We start from the raw sequence: 1,043 nt of genomic DNA on the forward strand, positions 1-1,043 counted from the left end.
GCATACCTTTCTGCAATATAGTTCATCTGGGGCTCTGCATAGATGGTCAGCTCAATATCCGGCTTATATTTATCGCTGACAAGATGATATCCCAAAGACACAGATCCGCCGAAGAAATCATTATATGCAATACTGAAATAATTGCCGTTTTTGTTAGCATAATATACCATGGTCTTAGCACATTCATACAGAAGTTCATGAATATCAGGATTATACTTATCCGACAGTAATGTGGGAGTAGGCTTATCTGCTGTTCTGAGATAGAGTTTTCTATTCTCTATTTTTGCAATAGCATAGAAGTCCTCCGCATTCTCCCTGATATATGCCTCAAACTCCTCATCGCTCCAAACTTCTTCCTGAGGCGTATAAATCGTCCTCAGGCCGGGTTCCAGCATCTTGTGGATGACCGCCGCTGCGGATGCACGTGTCAGATTGCCATTGGGATTAAACTTTCCATCCGATCCGCCCACAAGGATGCCGAGTTGATAAGCCTTACAAACATATTCCCGAAGGTTTACAGGGATGCTGTCGTAATCCGCTATTCGTGACCTTATCTCGCTTTCATTGTAGGGAATATCCTTCTCACCGGTTATCATGGGAAGGGAGCGAATGATGATCCTGGCCATCTCAGCCCGTGTGATGGGTCGTTTGTAATCGGTAAACTCTCCCGGTTGCACAAAACCCAGTTCCAACCCAATGGACACATAGACGTCCCCCCAGTATTTATCTGAAGGAACAACCACACCCTTGCCGGCAGCCGCTACGGCTATCTTGATAAACTGTTCCACCGTGAGGTTATCCAACGGTCCGAAGTTTCCCGCGTATCCCACCATCAGTTCCCGCGGGTGGTTGGCCACATACTGGACGTGCTCGTAATACCAGGCCTCCCTGGGCACATCCTTGAAGCTCAATGCAGCGTGTGACCGGCTCATTCCCGAGGTTATAACCGCCAGAACCATAACAACTGTCAGCAGGAACGCGAGACACTTTTTCATAACCCAACCTCCTAAAATTTGGTTGAGTTAATCTTATCATTCAATGTT

Annotated in this window: 1 protein-coding gene; it reads right to left on the reverse strand. The window is 46.8% G+C overall.

Annotation, left to right across the window (positions count from 1 at the left end; translation table 11 throughout):
- Positions 1 to 995: S-layer homology domain-containing protein (locus F3H12_RS13175; RefSeq protein WP_149679765.1), on the reverse strand; the 995-nt coding region annotated here is incomplete at its 3' end.
- Positions 996 to 1,043 lie beyond the last annotated feature (48 nt).

Origin of the sequence: Thermoclostridium caenicola (assembly GCF_900142095.1) — a bacterium.
GTDB lineage: Bacteria > Bacillota > Clostridia > DSM-8532 > DSM-8532 > Thermoclostridium_A > Thermoclostridium_A caenicola.